The organism is Lentzea pudingi, assembly GCF_014646255.1.
Taxonomy (GTDB): domain Bacteria; phylum Actinomycetota; class Actinomycetes; order Mycobacteriales; family Pseudonocardiaceae; genus Lentzea; species Lentzea pudingi.
The window spans coordinates 55,870-78,250 of the sequence record NZ_BMNC01000025.1; the positions used below are offsets into that span (position 1 = coordinate 55,870).

Genomic DNA, 22,381 nt, shown 5'->3' on the forward strand with positions numbered 1-22,381 from the left:
TCCCGCAGTCACCGCGGAGGAGCAGTGGCCTGACGAACGCAGACACGGCTCGCCCCGCGGCGGAGCATCAACGCTTGGAGTACTGAGGCGCCTTGCGGGCCTTCTTCAGACCGTACTTCTTGCGCTCCTTGACCCTCGGGTCACGGGTGAGGAAGCCGGCCTTCTTGAGGACCGGGCGGTCCTCGGAGTCGACGGCGATCAGCGCACGCGCGATGGCGAGACGCAGCGCACCGGCCTGGCCGGTGATGCCGCCGCCACGCAGGTTCGCGATGACGTCGAAGGTCTCGGGCTTCTCCGTGGTGACGAGCGGCTCCTTGATGAGCTGCTGGTGCACCTTGTTCGGGAAGTAGGCCTCGAGGGTCTTGCCGTTCAGCGTGAACTTGCCGGTGCCGGGCACGAGGCGGACGCGGACGACGGCCTCCTTGCGGCGGCCGACGGTCTGCGCGAGGTGCGCGGCGCCGTTCAGCGAGGGAGCGACGGCCACCGGCGCGGAGGTCTCCTCGACCTCAGCCTCGGGGGTCTCCTCGACCTCGGACTCTGCGACCTCGGCCTCGGTGGCCTCGGACTCAGGAGCCTCGACGACCTCGGCCTCGACAACCTCGGCCTCGACCTCGGGGGTCTCGACCTCAGGGGTCTCGTTCTCAGGGGTGGTCACAGGAACTTCCTCGGTGTACTCGTCGCTCACTGGGCGATCTTCTTGATCTCGAAGGCCTGCGGCTGCTGCGCCTCGTGCGGGTGGCTCGGGCCTGCGTAGACCTTGAGCTTGTTCGCGATCTGACGGCCCAGGCGGTTCTTGGGCAGCATGCCCTTGATCGCCTTCTCCACCAGGCGGTCCGGACGGGTGTCCAGGACCTCGCCGAAGGACTGCTTGCGCAGACCACCGGGGAAGCCGGAGTGGCGGTACTGGAACGCCTGGTCGCGCTTGGCGCCGGTCAGTGCGACCTTGTCCGCGTTGATGATGACAACGAAGTCACCAGTGTCAACGTGAGGCGCATAAGTCGGCTTGTGCTTGCCGCGCAGCAGCGTCGCGGCCTGGGTGGCGAGCCGGCCGAGCACCACGTCCTGGGCGTCGATCACGTGCCAGGTGCGGGTCACCTCACCGGGCTTCGGGCTGTACGTGCGCACGGATCTACCTCGTCGTCACTTGCGTCTGGGGTCACTGCGGCGGTTGCCCCAGACCGATCTTGGACTTGCCAAGCGGTGGTTCCGAGACAGGCGCGGCACACATGGGCGCCAGCTACCGCACAACAACGTCAGAAGATACCGGATGGGTGGCGCGGGGACCAAAACGGCCCCTCCGAAGCGCCTTCCCGTGGACGTACGCGAGCCCCGGACCACGTGGTTCCGGGGCTCGCGAGAGATCTTGCAGACAGCGGTGACTTACCAGCGCTGGGAGTTCATGCGCTCGGACTGCTCGTAGGCCTCGCCGGACTGCTGCACGGCGGTACCGATGGCGGCGAGCACGGCCTGCAGGTCCGCGGCGGCCCTGTCCCACTTGGCCTGCGCTGCCTGGTACTGCGTGGCGGCGTCACCCTCGTAACCGGAGAGCGTTGCCGTCACCTTCGAGCGCAGGTCGTCCAGCTGCTGGTCAACGGTCTTGGCGGCGCTGCTGATCTGCTGAGCCGCGTTCGCGACCTCAGCGAAGGTGACCTGGATCTGACCACTCATTGCTATCTCCCCTGGGATCTGTTCTGAAGCCTGAAAACGCTAGAAGCGACTGACGGACGGAACGAGATCAGCTGCCGCTGAGCCGGCCGGTGATGCCGGTCATGCTCTGCTGCTGCTCCTCCTCGTTGCGGGCGTAGACGTCAGCGGAGCTGGAGATCTGCTCGGCGATGGCCATCAGCGCCTCCTGCACCTTCGACGAGTCCTCGTGAAAGCGCCTCATCAGGTTGCCGAACGCGGTGGCGGCGTTGCCCTTCCAGGTGCCGGACAGCGTGTCGACGGTGCTGCCCACCTGGCGGAGCGTGCCCTGCGTCTGCTCGTTGACGTCGGCGATGTGCTTCGCCAGGGCGTCGAGCTCTTCAGCCGTAACGGTCAATGCCATTGGGAGATGCCCCCTTCAGAGAACTTCAAAGTCGTACTTCTTGGTTCGTACGCCTCTTCCGACGAGGACACTGCCACGCCGGTTCCGTTCTGTCGCGACTTCGTTCGAAGTAGTTGCGCTAGTAAACGTCGCCGGGTGAAACCAGGGGTCAGTAGAGGATTCGCGACTGCGAAAAGTCCTCGTCATCGTCACCCGCACGGGGAAGCTGACCACTCGGACCGGCGACGGCGGAAGAACCGAGAGTCACCCGTTCCGTCTCAACTGGAACGGGAACGGGCGGTCCGGCGGCGTCCGGCACCTGCTCGACGGCCAGGCCGCGGTCGGCGCGGAACCCCGTGGCGGCCTCCCGGACGTCGGCGGGGGTGGCTCTGGCGCTGGGCTCGGCGCCGCGCTCACGGGCTCGCGCCGCCAGGTCACGTGTGCGTTCCCGCAGCTTGGCGTTGCGTTCACCGATCTCACCCGACGCGCGGCGGGCGCGGGTGACCGCCGCTCCGACCTCGGCGCGGAACCGGGCGAGAACCTCGGTGGCGGACATCGGCGACTCCCTGACGTGGTGGCTAGGACTTGACGACGAGCGAGCGGACGACCTGTTCGCAGGCGGTGGCGACCTGGGCCTTCACGGCCTCCGCCGCCTGACAGCCCACGCTCACCTGCTTGTCGCCGGCGAACTGGATGTACCACTCGACCGCGGTCTCCCCGACGACTTCGCGATAGTGAACAACAGACTTCCCCGCGAATGTGGTCTTGTCGGAGAAGTCGGCCACCTTGTCGCCTTTCTCCTTGCGTTGCTCATACGTGTTCTTCAACTCACTGAGTGCGCGCGGACGATCCGAGTCGCTGTTGTACTCGAGAGTTTGCTCTTGCACAGCAATACGCGCTTCGGGTTGTTCGCCATCGGAATTCTTTCGCTCGGCCGGTTGCAAAAGCACCTGCCGCTGGGGAGCGGCGCCGCCCGTCTGTTCCCATCCGCCCGGCCGCGTGAAGCTGTAGTCGTAGACGGCGATCCGGTCGTCCTGCGGCGCCGGCTGCTGCTGCGTCCCGTTGGGCTTGAGCCAGTAGTAGGCGCCGACGCCGGCCGCGACGAGCACGATCACCGCACCGATCGCGACGAACAGCGGCGCCCTGCTCTTCTGCCGCGGCGAGGGCGGCGCGGCCGGGGGGAACGCGGGGAACTGCCCCGAGGGCGGCGGTGTGATCCGGCGGGTGATCTTGCGGGTGGTCTCGTCGCCGACGCGGAGGTTGTGGGTCACCTCACCGGAGGGCCCCTTCGGCTGGGGCTGCCGGGTCACGCCGCCGGTCCGTTCCGGATCGAGGCTGACCGCCCGCAGCGCGCCGCGGGCCACCACCGTCTCCGGCTGGTCGATGCTCGTGGGCACCACGCGGATCTGCTCGTGCACCATGCGCGCGACGAGCGGGATCCGGCTCGAGCCGCCGACCAGGAACACCCCGGCGAGCTGCTGGGGCGCCAGACCGGCGTCGCGGACGGCGGCACCGGCCAGCGCGGCCGCCCTGCCGATCGGCGCGGTGATCAGCTGCTCCAGATCCGACCGCGTCACGTGCGCGTCGGGGAACGGCGGCGGCATCGGCACGTCGGTGTAGGCGTGCCGGGACAACGTCTCCTTGGCGCCGCGCACGTCCTGCCGCAGCACCCGCCGCTTGCGCCGGTCGTTCATCTCGCGGCCCTCGACGAGCTGCCGCCACGCCTCGGGGTCCTTTGCCGCGACCAGCCCGCCGACGTGCTCGAGCAGCGCCTGGTCGATGTCCGCGCCGCCGAAGGTCGGGTCGCCCTTCGCGGACAGCACCCGGAAGCTCCTGCCCGCCCGCGCCACCACGCTGGCGTCGACCGTGCCGCCACCGAGGTCGAGCACGGCGAGTGCGGCACCGTCCGGAACGGAGTGGCTCGCGGAGTGGAAGACGGCGGCGGCGACGGGTTCGGGCACCAGCACGAGCTCGCGACCGAGACCGCGGCCCGCCTGCAGCAGAACCCGCGTGCGGACCGTGCCCCAGTCTGCGGGGTGGGTGAGGACGAGAAGGTCGACTGGCGCTCCACCACCAACGCGGCGTGCTTCTCCCACGGCTCGTGCCAGCACCGCGCGCACAACGTCCACAACGGGCAGCACGGTGCTGCCGAGCAGCAACTCCCCCTCGTCGACGCGGCGCTTCGGGTGCGGCTCGTAGCGAGCGGGGTCGACCGCCGCCTGGCGTTCGGCCTCCTGACCGACGAACAACGTGCCGTCGGCGGCGGCGAACACGGCGGACGGCACCAGCGGCTGGCCGTCGAACACGACGACCTGCGGCTCCCGCCCGTGCGCGGAGATCGCCACGCAGGTGCTCGACGTGCCGAAGTCGACCGCGACGTGCAGGCTCATGCACCTTCCCCTCTTCCGCGCACATGCTTACCCGATGCGACTGTCCCGGACGACACGGATGGCGAAGTCGGTCATTCCGGACCAGATCGAGCACCAGCGCGAACTCGGCGGCGTTCCGCCTACTCCAGCGCGGCCAGCCTGGCGGCGAGCGCCTCGGCCTGGTCCTCGTCCAGATCCCGCAGAAGATCCACCGCACGTCGCCAGACCACGACGGCTTTCGCACGCTCATCGAGCTCGATCAGGGCGCCACCCAGGTCCTGCAGTGCCAAAGCTTCGTACTCGGAGTCGGCGAGCTGGGCCAAGGCCTTGGCGGCGGGTTCGAGCACGGCCACGGCTTCGACGTGCCGTCCGAGCCCGGCGAGTGCTCTGCCCCGCACAGCGTGCATCCGCGCGAGCACGTGCTCGTCCCCGTCGTCGAACTCGGTCGCGATGACGATGGCGTGATCGAGCGCGACGAGAGCCTCGTCGTGGCGGCCGAGCTGGCTCAGCATGAAGCCGATGTTGGAACGGGCAGCGCTCTCCATGTACCCGTTCGCGATCTCGGCACTCACCTCGGCTGCCAGGCGTGAGGTGGCGAGGGCCTCCTCCGCCTGGCCGAACTTCACCTGGTGCGCGGCCAGGTTGATCAGACCCGCCGCCTCCGCGGTCCGTTCCCCCGACTCTCGGACGAACCGCAGAGCCTCCTCGAAGCATGTCAGCGCGTCGTCCTGCCGTCCGAGATCCGAGTAGATACCAGCCAGCTTCAGCAGCAGGAACCCCTGCTCGCGAGCAGTCCCGAGAGTCTGGACCGCCTCGAACATCTCGGCCGCTTCCGACCAGCGCGGCTGGTTGTAGACCAGGAACCTGTGCAGGTGCGTCGGGATCAGCAGCGCGAGCCGGCCCCACCCGCGTGTCACGGCCGCGCGCAGGACCGCGTGGAAGTTGTCCCAGTCCTCCCGCACCCACGCCAGCGCGTCGAACCGCGAGGCGAACCCCCGCGGCACCACGCCCGACGTGATCTCACCGGCCCGCACCAGCGAAATCGGTTTCTCGACCAGAGCGGCGTTCTCGAGGGTGTGGACGTACCACTCGGTGATCCTCAGCGCGGCTGCCTCGTCGTCACCGCACAGCTCGGCCGCATAGGCGCGCAGCAGGTCGTGCAGGCTGTACCGCCCAGGGGAAGGCGTCTGCACGAGGGCATCGGCCACCAGCCGCTCCAGCAGCCGCCTGGCCTGCGACACCGACACCCCGGCCAGCGCGGCGGCAGCACTCACGTCGAAGTCCTGACCGGGGTGCACCGACAACAGGCGGAACATCCGTGCCGACTCGTCGTCCAACGCCCGGTACGACCACGAGAACACCGCCCGGACGTCCACGTCGTAGAAGTCGCTGAACGCATCGAGCCGCTCGTTGCGCAGCTCGGTCACGAACTCGTGCAGCGGCACGTCCGGGAAGCGCGCCACCCGTTCGGCGAACACCCGCAGCGCCAGCGGCAGTCCGGCACAGCGTTCGACGATCTCTCGCGCGGCATCCGGTTCGGCGTCGAGCCGTTTTTCGCCGAGCACGACGGCGAGCAACGACCGTGCCGCGTCGAAGTCCAGCTCCCGCAGGCCGATCGCGGTCGCGTCGTGCTGGGAGACGAGCGCGCGGAGCTGGTTGCGGCTGGTGATCAGCACCCGCACCCCGGCCGCGGCGGGCAGGAGGGGCAGGACCTGGCGCGCCGACGCGGCGTTGTCGAGCAGGAGCAGCAACCGCCGGTCGACCAGCGTGGTGCGCAGCAACGCGAACCGGGCGTCCGCGCGGGCCGGGACCTCGTCCACGCCGAGCCCGGCCAGCAACATCTCCGCCGCGACAGCGGGATCGACCGGTTGCACCTCGGGGTCGAACCCGCGCAGGTTCAGGTAGAGGTCTCCGTCCGGGTAGCTCTCCCGGACGTCGCGAGCCCAGCGCAGCGCCAGCGCGGTCTTGCCCACGCCACCGACGCCGTGCACGACGGTGACGCCCGTCGCCTTGCCGAGCTCCCCGAGCTCGTCCTCGCGGCCCACGAAGTTCCGCACGCCGTGCGGGAGCTGACGTGGCACCTGCGCACGCCTGCCGGGCACCACCTCGGCTCGCAGGATCTGCTGGTGCAGCTCCTGCAGCGCGGGACCGGGATCGACGCCCAGGTCCTCGGCGAGCCTGTTCCGCAGGTCCTGGTACGCGCTCAACGCCTCGGCCTGGTTGCCCGACCGGTACAGCGCGAGCATCAGGTGCAACCAGAACGGCTCCCGCAACGGGTGGTCGGCGACCAGCGACCTCAGTTCCGCCACCAGCTCACGGGACAACCCGCTGTCCAGGTCGGCGTCGATGCGCCGCTCCAGCACCGTGAGCCGCTCGTCGACCAGCCGCGGCACGTCCTCGCGGTGCAGGACGTCCGACACGACGTTGCCGAGCACCGCCCCGCGCCACAACGCCGCGGCCGCGCCGAAGTCGCCCGAACCCGCGAGGGCGCGAAACCGCAGCAGGTCCAGCTGGTCGGGTTCGACCAAGGCGGCGTAACCACCGGTCCGGGTCTGCACGCAGTCCGCCTCACCCAGCGCGACCCGCAGCCGCCGCACGACCATGTGCAGCGTCTTGTGCGCGCGGCCGGCGTTCGGCGGGGACCCGTCCCACAGCCGGTCGACCAGCTCGTCCACCGTGATCAACTGGTTGGGGCGCAACAACAACGCGGCCAGCAACAGGTGGCACCGCCCGGAGGGGACGGCCACCGGTTCACCGTCGAGCAGAACCTCCAACGGCCCCAGCACTCGGTACTCGGCTCGCACACACCCCTCCAGGTCAACCGCAGTCTAGACGCGCTGTGACCGCTGTGTGAGCGAAGTGTGAGCGGCCTGGTGCAGAGTTCTCCTCAGCGGTGCTGGTGGCGAATTTCCTGGGGGGCCACCAGCACCGCATCACCATTTTCCGGGTGTCTCGCGCCTGTGACCGAAGTGTGAGCGCGACCGGGCACAGTGGTCCTCAGCCGGAACGACGAGAGCGACGCTGAAGTCCTGGGGGGCGTCACGATCGCCGAACTCCCTCCTGGCCGCCCCTCCCCAGTGGTGCGGTCCGGGTGGAACTCCGGTCATGGGGGGAACCGGACGGTCCCCTGCTGTCCGGCGAAGGCCCGCGGCTTCGGTCGCGGGCCTTGTTCCGTTACGGGACACCGGATGTCATCGAGGCGTGAGCGACATGTGAGCGGTCTGCGGCAGAGTTCTCCCCAGCCGGTTCGAAGAGTCAGCCTGGGGGGTGACTCTCCGAACTGGACTCGGAACCGGTGCGGTCTCCTCCCTCTTGATCGCACCGGTTCCGGGTCGGGCTGCTGGGGGCGGGTAGCACCCCTGCTACCCGAAAGGGCCCGCGGCTTCGGCCGCGGGCCCTTCGCCGTTGCCCCGAAACGACTCGTGGGTGGCCCCGCCGCAACGGCGGGACCACCCACGAGGACGTTCCGGGTGCTTGTCTAGTCCGGCGGGATCCACGCGAACTGGATGCGCTGCTGACCGTGCTTGCGGGTCACCAGCGTGCCCCGGCCGGGAGGCTGCGGCGACGGCTTGAGGTTGCCGACGATGTTGCCCTCCTCCTTCGAGCCGGACCCGACGAAGATCGGCGCCGAGATCTCCTTCAGCTTGCCCATGACCGGGTCGTACATCGCGCGGGACGCACCACCCATGCGGCGGACGACGACGATGTGCAGACCGACGTCCTTGGCCTGCGGGATGAACTCGGCCAGCGGCTGCATGGGGTTCGCACCACCCTGCGGAGCGACCAGGTCGTAGTCGTCGACGACGACGAAGACCTCGGGGCCCTTCCACCAGGAGCGGTTCTTGAGCTGCTCCTGCGTGACGTCCGGACCGGGCATGCGGCCCGCGAGCGAGCCCCTGATCTCCTGCACGTTCTGCGTGAACTGCGGGCCCGACACCGCGTAGGTGAGCAGGTGGTCGGTGTCGATGAAGCCGAGCATCGTGCGTCGGTAGTCCGCCAGCAGGATCAACGCCTCGGAGGAGGTGTAGCTCTGCATGATGCCGCGGACGATCGTGCGCAGGATGTTCGTCTTGCCGGACTCGCCGTCCGCCAGCGCCATGAAGTGCGGGTCCGCGTCGAAGTCCAGGTAGACCGGCGCGAGCTCGTCCTCGTTGACACCGACCGGCACGAGGCGGCCGCGCTGGGGGAAGGTCTGCTGGACGTGCGCCATGAACTGCGCGTGGTCGAGCAGGTCGGGCAGCATGCGGACCTGCGGGGCACGCGGCCCCTGCCACGCCTGCGTGAGCTTCGCGGCGAGGTCCGCGACACCCGCGGTGACAGTGTTCGCGTCCTGCGAGGTGTCGATGCGCGGCAGACCGACGAGGTAGTGCAGCCTGCGCCCGGTGGAACCGTCCAGGGTGATGCCGCGGCCAGGACGGCCCGGCGGCACGTTGACGGCGACCTTGCGGTCGACCTCGGACTCGCTCGGGTCACCGAGCCGCAGCTCGAAGCGCGTGCCGAGGAGGTCCTTCATCGCGGGCCGGATCTCCGCCCACCGGCTCGCGCCGACGATGACGTGCACGCCGTAGGACAGACCCTGCGCGGCGAGCGCCTGGATCTGCGGCTCGACCATCTCGAACTCCTGGCGGAAGTTCATCCAGCCGTCGATGACCAGGAACGCGTCGCCGAAGGCGTCGTCCTTGATCTCACCGCGACGCTTGCGGTTGCGGAACTCGGCCAGCTCGATGCGCTGGTCGCGCCAGCGGAGCTCGCGCTCCGAGATCAGCGACTGCAGCTCGGCCACCATGCGGCGGACCTTGTCGACGTCGAGACGACCGGCGAACCCACCGACGTGCGGGAGGTCCTCCATCGCGGCGAGCGAGCCACCACCGAGGTCGATGCAGTAGAACTGCACCTCCTCCGGCGTGTGGGTGAGCGCCATCGACGCGATGATCGTCCTGAGCATCATCGACTTGCCGGACTGCGGGCCGCCGACGATCGCACCGTGGCCCGCCGCACCGGAGAAGTCCGCCCACAGCAGGTCGCGGCGCTGCTCGAACGGCTTGTCGACGATGCCGACCGGGACCTGCAGCGTGCTGTTGGCCGGGTAGCCCGGCGAGGTGAGACCGCGGTCCTGCGTCACGTCGAGCGGCGGCAGCATCGTGTCCATCGTCGCCGGCTCGTTGAGCGGCGGCAGCCACACCTCGTGCGCGGGCGGGCCCTGACCGACGAGGCGGTCGACGATGAGCTCGAGCTGGGTCGGCTCGTTCGCGTCCTCCTTGACCGGCTCCGCGACCTTCACCGGCTCGAGCGGGCGCTCCGGCTCCTTCGGGATCTCGATGAAGTCCGGCACGAAGAAGCGCGGGCGCTTGTCGCTGCGCACGGCCACCGACTCACCGGCGGACTGCATGCCCGCCGGGCGGTAGGTGCCCGAGACGTAGAGCGCCTTGAACCTGGTCAGCGGCATGCCCTGCACGCTGAGGTAACCCGAGCCCGGGATCGGCGGCAGCTCGTAGGCGTCCGGGACGCCGATGGCCGCGCGGGACTCCGCCGCGTTGAACGTCTTCAGACCGATCCGGTACGACAGGAACGTGTCCAGGCCGCGCAGCTTGCCCTCCTCCAGCCGCTGCGACGCGAGGAGCATGTGCATCTGCAGCGACCGGCCGACACGACCGATCTGGAGGAAGATGTCGATGAAGTCCGGCTTCGCCGTCAGCATCTCGGAGAACTCGTCGATGCAGATGAAGAGCGCGGGCAGCGGGTCGAGCTGGGCGCCGTTCTCACGGGCCTTCTCGTAGTCCCAGACGTTCTTGTAGTTGCCCTTCGCCAGCACCTCCTGGCGACGCGACACCTCGCCCTCGATGGCGTCCTTCATGCGGTCGACGAGGCTGAGGTCGCCGGCGAGGTTGGTGATCGTCGCGGCGACGTGCGGTGCCTTGTCCAGGCCGAGGAACGTCGCACCACCCTTGAAGTCGACGAGGATCATGTTGAGCGCCGTCGACGAGTGCGAGGCCAGCAGACCGAGCACCAGCGTGCGGAGGAACTCCGACTTGCCGGAACCGGTCGCGCCGATGCACAGGCCGTGCGGGCCCATGCCGTCCTCGGCCGCTTCCTTGATGTCGAGCTCGACCGCCTGGCCGTGCTCGCCGATGCCGAACGGGATGCGGTAGCGGTCGCGCTTGGGCCGCGGCCGCCACGCCTGCTGCACGTCGAACGTGATCGGGTCGCCGGGGATGCCCATGAACTCGAGCAGCGGCGGGTTGTTGCTCATCGCCAACGGGTCTTCGCCCGAGTCGCCACCGGCCTCACCGGCGGCACCCATGCGGTAGGGCGACAGACGGCGGGCGAGGGCCTCGGCCTCCACGATGGACAACCGGTCCGGCGCGCCGAACCACTCGACACCGCTCGCGGAACGGGCACCCAGCTGGTTGTTCTCGACGACGAGACGCAGGCCGCGCCGTGCCGTCAGGTTGCCGAGGCACTCGCTCAGGTCGAGCAGCGTGACGCCGACCAGGCCCTCTTCGAGGATGATCATCTCTTCGCGGCTGATGTCGCCGTCGTCGATGACGATCACGATGTGCGGCTGGTCGGGCGGCGGCGGGGCGTTGCGGGTGAACCGCTGCCGGTCGCGCAGGTTCTCGTCCAGCATCGCCTCGACCTCGGCGAGCGAGTTCGCCATCATGCGGCGCTGGCCGATGCCGTCGATGTCGGTGGGGTGCTGCGCGTGCGGCAGCCACTTCGCCCATTCCCACAGCTGCTTGGTGCGGCCCGCGCTGACGACCGCGATCAGCAGGTCGTCCGGGGCGTGGAACGTGACGAGCTGGGCGAGCAGGGCGCGCGCGAGGTCGCGGCGGTCCTCGATCTCACCGAGCAGCCCGACCGCGGCGAACCCGCGCAGTGCGATGGAGATGGGGAGGTCCGGCACGAGCGAGTGGGCGCGCACGAAACGGCGCAGCGCCAGCGTCGCGATCGGCTCGAGCTCCTCGACGGGACCGGTCTGCGGCGGCACCAGGCGGGTCGCGAGGCGCTGCGAGCCCCGTCCCGCGCGCAGGTGGCAGAAGTCCGGGTCGTTCTGACGGCGTTCCCACATGCGCCGGGTGGTGGCGAGCGACCACAGCATCTGCGGGTCCGGGTGCACCCACTCGCGCTCGGCGCGCTGCTCGTCGGCAGCCTCGCGGGCGCGGTCGCGCATCTGGCCGAGGTACCGCAGGTAGTCCTTGCGGTCCTCGTTCATCTCGGCTTTCTTCTGGCCCTTGCCCGAGCCCATGCCGCTCGCCATCATGCCGATGGTCGAGATCATCATCATGCCCGGCATGATCATCGCCGCGGGCTGCCGCGGCATGAAGACGAGCATCATGCCCATCATGCCCATCGACGCCACGATCATGACGACGGGCATCGCCTTCATCATGATGTTGCCGGGGATGATCCGGGGGACCTCGGGTGGCGGTTCGAGGTGGACCTCACCGCCAGGAGGCCGGGGAGCAGCAAGGCGTGCCGTTCGCTTGAACTGCAGCGTGCTCAACTGACAGGCACCTCTTCGACTCGTTACGCCACCAGTAGCAACCGACACTATTGCGCATCCGCGCGCGTCACGAAGGTGGGTCGGGGAAACCCAGTCGAACGTGTTCTGCGAACCACACGTGCAAGAGGCGTCGGTAAGGCCATACTAGGGCCGCCCGGCAACCGTCCAGGTGGACCAATAAGGTCGGGCCGTTGATTTGTTAGCACTGATCTGACTTAGGGGGCCCTGGTGGCGACCGGTACGACGGTGTTCAGCCGTGTCACGGTGGTGGCACCTCGAACGCGTATCGACGTCGCGCTGCCTGCCGACGTGGCGGTGGCCGATCTCCTGCCCATGCTGCTGGACATGGCGAGAGAGGCCACTCCGGACGGTGGCGTGCGACACGGTGGCTGGTGCCTCGCGAAGCTCGGCGACAACCCGCTCGACCCGGCGCGCACGCTGGCCTCGCTCGGCGTCGTCGACGGCGAGCTGCTGCAGTTGCGGCGCCGCAACGAGAATCCGCCTCCGCCGTTGTACGACGACGTCGTCGACGCGATCGCGGAGTCCGATCCGGACTCGTTCCGGCCGTGGACCAAGGAGACCGCGCAGCGGTTCGGTCACCTGGCCGGCTCGCTCGCGCTGATCGCGTCCGCGGTGGCGTTGTTCCTGTCCGGCCCGATCACGCAGGGCGGTTCCGGCAGCGGTCTCGCGGCCGCCATCGCCGGTGGTGTCGGCGCGATCGCCATGCTGGCGGCCGGCGCGACCATCGCGCGGGCGTACAGCGCGGCGTCGACCGGTGTGCTGATCGCCGCGTGCGGTTCGCTGCCGCTGGCGTTCGTCGCGGGCTTCCACGCCGTGCCCGGCGTCGGGTTCAACCCGAAGATGCTGCTCGCCTCCGCGTTGATGATGATCTTCGCGTGGGGCGGCATCCTGCTGATCGGCCAAGGCATCACGGTGTTCATCGCCGCGGCGACCGGCGGCACGCTCGTGGCGCTGGCGTTCCTCGTCGCGACGTTCGTCGAGCACCCGCTGTACGGCGTCGCCGCCGCGACCGGTGCCGTGGCGCTCGCCGCGCTGTCGATGCTGCCGGGCCTCACGCTGCGGCTCGCCAAGATCCCGCCGCCCGTCGTGCCGACGAACGCCGAGGACCTCAAGGAGGACAGCGGCTTCCCGGAGTACGCGGTCATCGAGCGCCGCACGGCCGTCGCGCACGAGTACCTGACGGGCATGATCATCGGCACTGGCGTGGTCGCGGCACTGGCCGCCATCGTCGCCGCGTCCGCCGACACCGTCTGGGGCCCGATCTACGGCGTGATCGTCGCGATCGTGCTGATGATGCGCGGCCGGGCGTACGCGAACGGCGCACAGGCCGTCGCGCTGCTGTCGACCGGCATGTTCGCCAGCGCGGGCATCCTGCTGGGCTGGCTGATCGCGTCGACCTCGTTCGACCGCATCGCGTTCGTCTTCGGCACGCTGCTGGTGCTGGGCGCGCTCGCGCTGGTGCTCGGTGTGATCTTCCCCGGCCAGAAGTTCTCGCCGCCGTTGCGCCGCACCGTCGACATCATCGAGGCGATCCTGATCGCCTCCGTGCTGCCGCTGGCGCTCGCGGTCATGGACATGTACCAGGTCTTCCGAGGCCTGATCACGCTATGAGGACCGGCATCAGGCGCACCACGGCGGCCGCGACCGCCGGACTGCTTCTGCTGACGGGGACGCTGCCACAGGCCTCCGCTCAGCCGTCCTCGACGCCGGCGGCGGCGAAGTCGAACTCGGTGCCGCCGCCGCTCGCGGCCGGCGCCCAGCCGCCGGCGGACGAGGGCAAGCCGGACGTGCCGTACGAGCGCACCAACAAGGGGTGCGTGGAGTCCGACACCAAGAGCGAACTGATCAAGCAGATGCCCTATGCCCAGGTCTACCTGAACCTGGAGCAGGCGCACCAGTTCGCCACGGGCAAGGGCATCAAGATCGCGATCATCGACACCGGCGTCGACCCGCGCAACCCGCGCTTCGGCGGCAGGGTCGAGGGTGGCGGTGACTACGTCGCCAACCAGAACGGCATCGACGACTGCGACGGCCACGGCACCGAGGTCGCCGGGGTCGCCGCGGCGGCCAGGACCGAGGGCGACTTCATCGGCGCCGCACCGGAAGCGTCGATCCTGGCCATCCGCCAGACCAGCGACCGCTACGAGTTCAAGGGCAACGCGGCCAACCCGGAGAAGCGCGCCTCGGCCGGCAAGGTCGGGACGCTGGCGCAGGCCATCGTCCGCGCGGCCAACAGGGACGCGAAGGTCATCAACATCTCGTTGACGAACTGCAGCAGCCCCAAGGGTTTCAGCGCGGACGACCAGAAGCTGCAGGCCGCCATCCGGTACGCGGTGGACGTCAAGGACGTCGTGATCGTCACGGCGGCCGGCAACCTCAGCGACCAGGGCACCGGCTGCGCCGCGCAGAACAACAACCTCGACCCCAACAACGTGAACTCGGTCTCGTCGCCGGCGTGGTTCGCCGACGACGTGCTGTCCGTGGGCTCGATCGCGCGCTCGGGCGAGGTCTCGTCGTTCAGCGTCTGGGGTCCGTGGGTCAGCATCGCCGCGCCGGGCGAGGAGATCATCTCCGTCGACCCCAAGGGCACCGGCCTGACGAACGCGAACGTCACCGCGCAGGGCGTGCTGGACATCAAGGGCACGAGCTTCGCCTCCCCGTACGTCGCGGGCATCACGGCCCTGGTGCGCGAGCGGTTCCCGAAGCTCAAGGCACGTCAGGTGATGGACCGCCTCAAGGCCACGGCCCTGCACCCCGGCAACGTGTCCGGCAAGGACAACAAGACCGGCTACGGCATGGTCAACCCGGTCGCCGCGCTGACCGCCGTGCTGCCGGGCGAGTCGGCCGGGTTCAAGGCCGCGGAACCGCGGGAGATGAACACCGACGTCACCCCGCCGCCGGGACTCGACTGGCCGCCGATCATCGTGGCGCTGAGCGGCATCGGTGTCGGTGGCGCGCTGCTGATGCTGACGCTGTTCGTCCGCAACTCGCTCAACCGCAAGCGCAAACAACCCGCCTAGCGGCCGTACGACGAGAAGGGCCCCGTCGGAACTCACCGGCGGGGCCCTTCTCGTCGTACGGCAAGAGTTCTAGTCGTCGTCACCGATCGTCTTCGGCGCGGCCTTCTTGGGTTTGCCGAGCAGGTCGTCGATCGAGCCGGTGAGCCGTTGCCTCGGCTTGTGCTCCTTGTCGCCGCCCTGCTGCCCGCCGCCCATGCCGCCCATCATCGGCGCCATGCCACCCATCATGCCCCCGGCAGGGGCCCCAGAACGGCCACCAGCGGGTGCGGCGGCCTGAGTGGTCCCCGCACCCCCGTTCGCCACCGGAACCTGCTCAGCGACGCCTGTGGCGCCTCCGAACTGCATCGGCTGCGGGGCCGCCGCGGCAGGTGCGCCGACCGAGCCGACACCACCGCCGACCCCGCCCCCGCCACCACCGACCGGGCCGCCCGCCGAAGCACCCGCTCCCGTGCCCGCCGCGGCCGTGACCGAGGCCTTGGCCGGTTCGGGCATCTTGGTCTCCGGCTTGGCCGGCGCCGTGTAGGTCCAGTTCTGCTCGGGGTACTTGTGCTCCATCCGCACGGCACCGAAACCGCCGGCCTCGCCGGACACCCCGTCGCACAGCTTCAGGAACGCCTCGAGCACCTGCCGCGCGGACTCGTGCAGTTCGCGGACGGGGTCTTTGAGCTCCTCGATGTGCCGGATCGCGCGCTGGTCGCCGTCGAGCGGCAGCGCGGCCGTGCCGGACACCGAGTCGGCGGCGTCGGCGAGCACGTGCGCCATGTCCTGCACGATGACGCGAACGCCGTCCGCGGTCTCCTCCAGCGCGTCCGCCATCGCGTTCATCGCGTCGGCCATGTCGCCGCCCGCGAGCCCCACCTTGCGCATGTGGTCGAGGAACGCGTCGGCGTCCTTGCCCTCCCACCGCGCGTCGACCGCGCCCAGCGGCGCCGTGACGTGGTTGTTGACCGCCTCGGTCACCTTCGCGGCCTTGCGCCAGCGCTCGGCTTCCTCGCGCAGGTCGTTCCAGTCGCCCACCAGCGGGTCGAAGAAGTCGTGCACGAGGTCCACGACACCGAGCTTGCGGCTGACCCGCGAGAGGTAGTCGAGCTCGGGACCGACCTCGGCCGCGATCTGCTTGCCGTCCTTGGTCACCACAGCCCCTACCGCCCGTCGGCCTTCTTGATCGCCCGCAAGCTCTCCTCGTCGCCCTGCCCGTGCTGCCGGGCGACGGCGTGCAGACCCTTCGAAGCCGCGTCGAGAGCGTCACAGGCGCGGGCGAGCTGCGAGTTGAGCAACTCGGCCGCACGCGCGTAGCCCTCAGCCGTACCGACGGTTCTGCCGATCTCGCCGAACGACTGGGGGCGCAGCGGGGACGCCTTCATGGCGTCCCGCACCCGCCTCAGGTCATCCGTCGTCCCGTCGATGCGGTCGGCGTACTTCTCCAACCACTCGGCATCGACGCTGATACGACCGGCCAAGACTCTGTCCCCCTACGACACTCCGGGTGCACTTTGTCGCATTCGACGGTGATGCACCCGGAGTGGTTCCGCTACTTCTGCTGAACCGCCTGCGGATCCTTGATGGCGCCCTTGCCGGGGATCGGGATCGAGTCGTAGCTGCGGTTCGCCTCGTTCTTGTTGAGCTGCGGACCCATCGGCAACAGGCTCAGGATCTGGTTCGGCGCCGGCGGGAACGTCCCGTCGAGACCCAGCGCTCCCGCCGTGGCCGCGTCCGGGACGCCGTAGCGGACACCGCGTCCCGTGACGATCTGCACCGGCCCGGTCCCGAAGTCGTTCTTGCCCTGGCTCGCCCGCACGACGGCGGCCTTGCCCGGCAGCATCAGGAACTGGTCGATGATCTCGCCGCCCGCGCCCGGCGCGCCGAGCTCGGCCGGGGTCATGTCCTTCGGGCCCGGCAGTGCGGAGCCGATCGTCACCGTCGTGTGCTCGGCCCTGTTGTCGGCGGTGACGTTCTCCGCCTTCCAGCCCAGGCACAGCACGACGTTGTTGGGGTTGGGCTCCAGCGTCGCCGGGATCTTCTCCGGGTACGAGGTGAGCTCGAGCGGCTTCTTCGGGTCGCGGTGGTTGGAGATCGCGCTCGGCGAGAGCCTGATCGCCGCCCGGTTGTTCGAGTAGGCGTAGCGCAGCAGGTCGCCGACCGTCTCGTCGACGGTCTGGAAGCCGTCCTCCAGCGCGACCATGGACTCGAAGCCGTTCTGCCGCTCGACCTGGACGACCTCACCGATGCTGACCTTGGTCTCGGTGACGTACGTGGCCTGCTTGCCCTGGTTCGGCATGACCGGCGCGATCAGCGGTGCGACCTCGGGGATCGCGTTGAGCAGCGCCGTGCTGATCGCACGTGGCTTCTTGCCCGTCAGCTTGAGGGCGTTGACCACCTTGTCGTTCTTCAGGTCCACCTCGGCGCGGACCGTCGACGACGAGACGTCGCGCAGGTTCTGCGGCGTCTTGTAGATCAGGTACGACTTCTTCGCGCCGGTGCGCTGCTGGACCAGCACCGCCTCGCCGCCCAGTTCGGCGTTGCCGCCGCTGACGCCCGCGATCACGGAGGTCTTGATCTGGTTCTCCGCCGCCTGGTCCTCGCGGAACTTGTCGAGCTGGAGGGTGTCGCAGACCGACCACTGCGCGTCGATGCGGAGGTCCTGCTTCGGCAGCACGTCCGGTGCGTCCGGCAGACCGGTGAGCCTGCCGCGCGGCAGGTTCGCCAGCGCCTTCTCGCTCACCAGCTTCGGGGTGCCGCCGGCCGCCTCGGCCGGTGCGCCCGCCGTGCCGGCCGGTGCGTCGCCGCCGCCCTGACCCTGCTGGGCGTCGGGGCTGTTGCGCGAGAGCCAGAGCAGCCGGGCCGACGCCAGGTTCGTCATCGGGATCAACCGCCGCGGCGAGTTGTCGACGACGTAGACCTGGCCGGTCTCCTTGCTGATGGCGATCTGCGTCTCGTTGTCGAGCTTCGGGGCCGGGCTGAAAAGTCCGACCACGAGGAAGCCGATGAGACCGACGACACCCAGGACGACACCCACCGCTGTGGCACGCGAGTGGTTGCGCATGGGGTCGTGCAGCATCACCGAGTCTCTGCGGACCAGAGCGGACTGCATCCGCCGCAGGACGAATTGGTAGGCCTGGACCTGTGACTTGGTGGTGGGTGTTGATGCCATTCTCGGCTCGCTGCTCTCCCAGTCGCGGTACGGTTCGGCAGGATAGCCGGACGCAGGTTGCTCCGTGGGCCGGTTCGCCAAGCCCACCGACCATCGAGGGGAAAGAGACCACAACGGATGTCCGTGACCACTCCACATCCGCCCCGGCCCAACCCAGGGATGGCACGGCCGCAGGGACCTGGCCCCAACCAGCAGGCACCCGCGCCTCCGCGTCCGGTCGGGCGTGTCCGTCGCAGAGCCGCGGGCGTGAGCCTCGGCTCGTTGCCCGTGTCGAACGTAGTCACGATCGAGGTCGGTCTCGCCATCGCCCTCCTCGTGCTGGCGATCATGGGCGTCAAGCAGGGCGACGCGCTGAACGTCGTCTCCGTCTCGATCGCGGGCGGTGTGCTCCTCATCGCACTGGTCCTGGCCTTCACCCGATCGCGCGGTCGCTGGCTCACCCAGTGGATCGGCGTCCGCCTGCGCTACAGCTTCCGGCCGCACAGCCGGACCGCGAAGCGCCAGGAGCCGACGGAGTCCAAGCCCGGTGACGACGAACTGCAGGTGCTCGGCCCGGAGGACCCGCGCGTCGCGCTGCTGCGCCTCGCGATCCCGGACCTGGTGATCGCGAAGGGCGTCGACCACGAACGCCGTCCGCTCGCGCTGTCGTGGCACGACGGCGTGTGGACCGCGGTCCTGCTGGTCGACCCGACGCCGCCGCTGATCTCCGCGGTCGGCTCGGCCCCGTCGCTGCCCCTGGGAGCGCTCACACCGTGCCTCGAGGACCGCGGTGTCGTGCTCGACGCGATCACCGTGATCTGGCACTGCTACCCCGGCAGCGCGGCGCTTCCGCCGAACTCGCCGGCCATCAGCTCGTACATGGAGGTGCTCGGCCCGCTGCCCGCGGCGGCCCGGCGCACCACGTGGATCACGGTCCGGCTGGACCCGCGCCGCTGTGGCGAGGCGATCCGGGAGCGCGGCGGCGGCGTCGTCGGCGCGCACCGGGCGTTGATCGGCGCGTTGTCCCGCGTCCGCAACGCCCTGGAGTCCGCGGGCGTCACGATCCGCCCGCTCGACTCGGACGAACTGCTGCGCGCGGCGATCTCGTCGGCCGAGCTCACCGCGGCCGTCGGCAACACGAACCCCGTGTCGCTGCGGGAGAAGTGGGCCGGCGTCACCGCCGGCGGCGTCGGCCACGCGAGCTACGCGATCACCGGCTGGCCGTCCAAGGGCCTCAAGGGCAACCTGAACTCGCTGACCGGTGTGCGCGCTCTCTCGTCGACGCTCGCGATGTCGATCTCGCCGTCCCGTGAGGACGGTCAGGTCTCGCTGCGCGGCCTGGTCCGCGTGAGCGCCCGCACGCCGAGCGAGCTCGACAGGGCCGAGGACCAGCTCTCGAAGCTGGGTGACAAGCTCGACATCACGCTGACCCCGTTGCGGGGCATGCAGCTCGCGGGTCTCGCCGCGACGCTGCCGCTGGGAGGTGTGGCATGAGCTCGTCGTCCCGTCTGGTCGACTCGCGCGGCCGAGGCGCGGTGGCACCGGAGTTCTTGGTGTCGCCGAACATGCTCGACCTGGTCAGCCCCAGCGGTGACCGCGGCGGCATGATGCTCGGCCAGGGCACGAAGGGCGAGCCGCTCAGCGTGTCCGTGCTGCGCCCGACGCCGACCCGCATGGTGGTCGTCGGCGGCCTGTACCTGGCCCGCCAGATCGCGTTGCGCGCCATGGCGACCGGAGCGTGGATCATCATCGCGACGGGCCGCCCGCAGGCGTGGCAGCCGGTCGTGCGCGCCGCAGGCCAGGGCCCGGACGGCCGTCCGTCTCAACTGGTGCAGCTGCGCCGCCTGTCCCCGGCGGACCTCCCGAGGCCCACCGAGGACATGCCGCTGCTGGTGATCCACGACGGCGGCCACGTCCCGCAGGAGCTGTTCCCGCCGCGCGCGCCGTGGCAGACCACGATGTACGTGCTGCCGTACCTGCACCCGCAGGCCTCGTCCACGGCGAACAACGCGGACCTCGTCCTGCTGCAGCGCCTGCCGATGGGCCAGGCGCAGCTCGCCGGTCAGATGTGGCGCCTGCGCCCGCAGATGTTCCAGCAGCTCACGCAGCTCAAGGACGACCAGGTCATCGCCATGGGCCAGGACATGTGGGCACACCTCCGCCTCTACACGACCCCGGCCGAACAGCAGATCCTCGGAGCGGTCCGCCGAGGCGATTGAGACGCTCGGCAATACAGGCGAAACTTGCGCCCCGAACGGACAACCGTTCGGGGCGCAATTGTTCTGTAAAGAGATCAGCGGAACCAACTAATTCACAAACCACAGCAAATCTGTTGATTCGGCATTCGATGGCAATGTCGTGGACCGTCTTGTGCGCATTCAGTCCGCACCACTAAGAAAATTCTCACTGCACAACCCTGCGACGAGGGAGCTTGCTGCTATGGGAGAATCGTGGGCCAGACGAGCGGCTGGAATCGGACTGGTGGCGGGCACTGCGCTCGCCCTGTCGTCCGTCTCCGCCACCGCTGCGCCCGAGGGGGAGATTCGCAACCTCGGTGCGTCCAACGCGGTCAAGGACAACTACATCGTCGTGCTCAATGACATGAGCACGACAAGCGTCGACGACCTCAGCGCCAAGTACGGCGCGAAGGTGAAGCACTCTTACAAGTCCGCTTTGCGCGGATTCTCCGCGCAGATGTCCGAATCCCAGGCCAAGCGCCTGGCGGCAGACCCGGCAGTCGCCTACGTCGAACAGGACGCCGAGGTCCGCATCTCCGACACCCAGACCCCGACCCCGTCCTGGGGCCTCGACCGGATCGACCAGCGAGCACTCCCGCTGGACAACAGCTACACCTACCCGAACAAGGGCGCCGGCGTCACCGCGTACATCATCGACACCGGCATCCGAACCACCCACACCGACTTCGGCGGCCGAGCCATCTCCGGCACCGACACCGTCGACAACGATGCCGACGCCAACGACTGCAACGGCCACGGAACCCACGTCGCGGGCACCGTGGGCGGCACGAAGTACGGCGTCGCGAAGGACGTCAAACTGGTAGCAGTCCGAGTCCTCAACTGCTCGGGCTCAGGCACCTTCGCCGGCGTCATCGCGGGCATCGACTGGGTCACCGCGGACGTACAGGCCAACCCGGCCCGCAAGCCCGCGGTAGCCAACATGTCCCTGGGCGGCGGCGCCAACCAAACCGTCGACGACGCAGTGGCACGCTCCATCGCAGCAGGCGTCACCTACGGCCTGGCAGCAGGCAACGACAACGGCGGCAACGCCTGCAACACCTCCCCGGCCCGAACCCCGGCAGCCATCACCGTGGGCTCCACGGACCGCACAGACGCCCGCAGCAGCTTCTCGAACCTCGGCAGCTGCCTCGACATCTTCGCCCCGGGCCGGGACATCACCAGCGCCTGGCTGACGAACGACGAGGCCGTCAACACCATCAGCGGCACCTCAATGGCCACCCCGCACGTAGTAGGCGCAGCAGCCGTCTACCTCGGCTCGTCCCCCACCGCCACCCCGCAGCAGGTCCGAGACGCCCTCGTCGACAACGCCACCTCAGACGTTGTCACCACCCCCGGAACCGGCTCCCCGAACAAGCTCCTCCACATCACCGGCACGGCCGCAGGAAACCCCCCGGGCCAGTGCCCCGCAGCAACGAACGACACCGACACCGCAATCCCGGACGCCAGCGAGGTCAAGTCCGAGATCGCCATCGCAGACTGCAACGGCAAGGCCAGCGCCACCGCCCAGGTGAAGGTCGCCATCAAGCACACCTACCGAGGCGACCTGGAACTGGCCCTGATCGCCCCCTCGGGCATCGTGAAGGTCCTGAAGGTCAGCAACGGCTCAGACAGCGCAGACGACCTCAACGCCACCTACGCGATCAACGTGGCGGCAGAAGACGCCAACGGCACCTGGCAACTGCGAGTCCGCGACCTCTACCGCCAGGACACGGGCCACATCGACTCGTGGACCCTCGACATCTAGCAGCCACCGAAGCCAAGCCGCACCACCAGGAGCCCCCGGTCCCCCCGCCGGGGGCTCCTCCCTGCGGAGGAGATGGCGGGCTAGTCCCTGCGGAGGATGGCGGGCTCGTGCCCGCAAGGGGACGGCAGGCTTGCGCAGGGGTCCCCTTGAGCACAAGCTCCCCCGCGACCCAACGTACAGAGCAGGTCTGACAGTCCGGCGTCGCCAAAGGCCAGCCACCCAGCGGCGCTGCAGGCGAGCCGACCTCAAGCGATGCCGCAGGCGAGCCGTCTTTCCATAGGCACTGGGCGGTGGGGTCCCATCACGAGT

The 22,381-nt window shown here is 69.4% G+C and carries 16 protein-coding genes; 5 read left to right on the forward strand and 11 right to left on the reverse strand.

Going from position 1 to position 22,381, the window contains the following annotated elements:
* Window positions 1-67: 67 nt before the first annotated feature.
* The 8 genes from rpsI to eccCa form a co-directional block, all read right to left on the reverse strand.
* Entirely contained in the window at window positions 68-655 is a 588-nt protein-coding gene (gene rpsI / locus IEY88_RS41320; RefSeq protein WP_229694248.1) for a 30S ribosomal protein S9, read from the reverse strand.
* 26 nt (window positions 656-681) lie between these two features.
* Window positions 682-1,125: a 50S ribosomal protein L13 gene (rplM, locus tag IEY88_RS41325; protein WP_189160352.1), complete on the reverse strand. Its 444-nt coding sequence runs from the start codon at window positions 1,123-1,125 to the stop codon at window positions 682-684.
* 255 nt (window positions 1,126-1,380) lie between these two features.
* Window positions 1,381-1,668 (reverse strand): WXG100 family type VII secretion target, encoded by a 288-nt coding sequence (locus tag IEY88_RS41330; RefSeq protein ID WP_189160353.1) that lies wholly within the window; start codon window positions 1,666-1,668, stop codon window positions 1,381-1,383.
* Between the two features lie 67 nt (window positions 1,669-1,735).
* On the reverse strand, window positions 1,736-2,047 hold the full coding sequence (locus IEY88_RS41335) for a WXG100 family type VII secretion target (RefSeq protein ID WP_189160354.1): 312 nt from the start codon (window positions 2,045-2,047) through the stop codon (window positions 1,736-1,738).
* Between the two features lie 148 nt (window positions 2,048-2,195).
* On the reverse strand, window positions 2,196-2,582 hold the full coding sequence (locus tag IEY88_RS41340) for a hypothetical protein (protein WP_189160355.1): 387 nt from the start codon (window positions 2,580-2,582) through the stop codon (window positions 2,196-2,198).
* 22 nt (window positions 2,583-2,604) lie between these two features.
* Window positions 2,605-4,416 carry a type VII secretion-associated protein gene (locus IEY88_RS41345; protein WP_189160356.1) on the reverse strand — a complete coding sequence of 604 codons (1,812 nt, stop codon included), beginning with the start codon at window positions 4,414-4,416 and terminating at the stop codon, window positions 2,605-2,607.
* A 119-nt stretch (window positions 4,417-4,535) separates the two neighbouring features.
* On the reverse strand, window positions 4,536-7,199 hold the full coding sequence (locus IEY88_RS41350) for an AfsR/SARP family transcriptional regulator (RefSeq protein WP_189160357.1): 2,664 nt from the start codon (window positions 7,197-7,199) through the stop codon (window positions 4,536-4,538).
* Window positions 7,200-7,873: 674 nt separating this feature from the next.
* Window positions 7,874-11,899, reverse strand: a complete 4,026-nt coding sequence (gene eccCa / locus IEY88_RS41355) for a type VII secretion protein EccCa (RefSeq protein ID WP_189160358.1) — start codon at window positions 11,897-11,899, stop codon at window positions 7,874-7,876.
* Between the two features lie 228 nt (window positions 11,900-12,127).
* Here eccCa and eccD point away from each other — a divergent pair, with 228 nt between their 5' ends.
* Window positions 12,128-13,531 (forward strand): type VII secretion integral membrane protein EccD, encoded by a 1,404-nt coding sequence (eccD, locus tag IEY88_RS41360; RefSeq protein WP_189160359.1) that lies wholly within the window; start codon window positions 12,128-12,130, stop codon window positions 13,529-13,531.
* On the forward strand, window positions 13,528-14,940 hold the full coding sequence (gene mycP / locus IEY88_RS41365) for a type VII secretion-associated serine protease mycosin (protein WP_189160360.1): 1,413 nt from the start codon (window positions 13,528-13,530) through the stop codon (window positions 14,938-14,940). The genes eccD and mycP overlap by 4 nt, the downstream gene beginning before the upstream one ends.
* A gap of 69 nt (window positions 14,941-15,009) precedes the next feature.
* On the opposite strand, the gene IEY88_RS41370 is transcribed toward mycP, so the two are convergent.
* From IEY88_RS41370 to eccB, 3 genes are all read right to left on the reverse strand, one after another.
* Window positions 15,010-16,074 (reverse strand): WXG100 family type VII secretion target, encoded by a 1,065-nt coding sequence (locus IEY88_RS41370; RefSeq protein WP_229694249.1) that lies wholly within the window; start codon window positions 16,072-16,074, stop codon window positions 15,010-15,012.
* Window positions 16,075-16,082: 8 nt separating this feature from the next.
* Window positions 16,083-16,400 carry a hypothetical protein gene (locus IEY88_RS41375; protein ID WP_189160362.1) on the reverse strand — a complete coding sequence of 106 codons (318 nt, stop codon included), beginning with the start codon at window positions 16,398-16,400 and terminating at the stop codon, window positions 16,083-16,085.
* A 71-nt stretch (window positions 16,401-16,471) separates the two neighbouring features.
* The gene (gene eccB / locus IEY88_RS41380) at window positions 16,472-18,091 is read right to left on the reverse strand and encodes a type VII secretion protein EccB (RefSeq protein ID WP_189160363.1); all 1,620 of its coding nucleotides are present in this window, start codon (window positions 18,089-18,091) and stop codon (window positions 16,472-16,474) included.
* A 267-nt stretch (window positions 18,092-18,358) separates the two neighbouring features.
* On the opposite strand from eccB, the gene eccE reads away from it, so the two are divergent.
* The 3 genes from eccE to IEY88_RS41395 all read left to right on the forward strand — a co-directional run bounded on the left by eccE (window position 18,359) and on the right by IEY88_RS41395 (window position 22,072).
* A complete protein-coding gene (gene eccE / locus IEY88_RS41385; RefSeq protein WP_229694250.1) occupies window positions 18,359-19,564 on the forward strand; it encodes a type VII secretion protein EccE in 1,206 nt (401 codons plus the stop codon).
* Window positions 19,561-20,289 (forward strand): hypothetical protein, encoded by a 729-nt coding sequence (locus tag IEY88_RS41390; protein ID WP_189160365.1) that lies wholly within the window; start codon window positions 19,561-19,563, stop codon window positions 20,287-20,289. Before eccE ends, IEY88_RS41390 begins: the two co-directional genes overlap by 4 nt.
* A gap of 220 nt (window positions 20,290-20,509) precedes the next feature.
* Complete coding sequence (locus tag IEY88_RS41395) at window positions 20,510-22,072, forward strand: S8 family peptidase (RefSeq protein WP_189160366.1); 1,563 nt, start codon at window positions 20,510-20,512, stop codon at window positions 22,070-22,072.
* The last annotated feature ends 309 nt before the right edge of the window (window positions 22,073-22,381 follow it).